This window comes from Exiguobacterium sp. UBA6282 (genome assembly GCF_002440475.1).
In the GTDB taxonomy this organism is placed as follows: domain Bacteria; phylum Bacillota; class Bacilli; order Exiguobacteriales; family Exiguobacteriaceae; genus Exiguobacterium_A.
This window is the reverse complement of the sequence record NZ_DJUM01000049.1, coordinates 1-938: the sequence shown is the minus strand read 5'-3', so window position 1 is coordinate 938 and position 938 is coordinate 1. Positions and strand designations below refer to the sequence as shown.

1 protein-coding gene is annotated in these 938 nt (G+C 50.6%); it reads right to left on the bottom strand.

Features of this window, described 5'->3' with window-relative positions:
- Nucleotides 1-938: hypothetical protein (locus tag B2751_RS12680; protein WP_290775085.1), on the bottom strand; the 938-nt coding region annotated here is incomplete at both ends.

Here is a 938-nt window from a genome sequence, read left to right as displayed (position 1 = left end):
ACCGTTTTGTCGGGCTTCCGCCGGACGACATAACCAAGAATTCCACCAAGTAACGCAAGTCCTGTTGCGAAAAGCACCGTCCATCCTGCCGTCTGTTGAGCGAACTCGAATAAGACGTCACTCCGCCACTTCATCGCGAACTGAACATATGAAGCTTGACTGACGATGAAGCTGATGACACCGATCGCGATCGCAAAAATGAATGGGTCGATGATCGACTTGAAACTCCGGATACTACAGACGAAGTAAATCACAAATGTCACGAGTAACAACACCCAATACGCACTCTCACTTGAGATGTTTGGTGCCGTCGTTCCGGCCGATTCAGCATCAATTGCTTGGATCGTCTGTCGTGCGACACCGTAATCAACAGGATCAAGCTTCAATTGTGTCGCTGATAAATCTGGACGTTCTCCACCGACTAACGTCAGCAATTGTTCCGTCACCCGATTCGTATCAATCCCATCGACAACTTTCTGAATCGAGTCATTGAGCTGTTCCGTTGAAGTCTCCCCGTTTAGCATCGAGACCGGGATTTCCGCATTCGCTCCAAGGACGTCTGCTTGATACACGACTTGTCCACCATGAATCCAGTCATACATCCCTCCACTTCCGGCGCTCAGACTCGCAACGGTCAATGCCGTTCGTAGTGAGGAATCACCGTCATACTCCGCTTCGTCCTGCACCGTAAAGACAAGTTGAAGCGTACTCGCGAACATCAAAATCAGCAAGCTGGCACGTCCGGCAGCTGTCAGACCGGATAACTTTTGCGGGAAAAACGCCATCCAACCAAGCAGACTGACGACGAGAAGTGGTAATATCCCGCTCATCGCATAGCCGTCTTGTAACGCAAGGAACGGGACATCGTTTCCGCGTCCGGCAAGGACGAACCAGATGATGTCGACCGTTAAAAAGAAACTGACCGATCGAATCGTCCA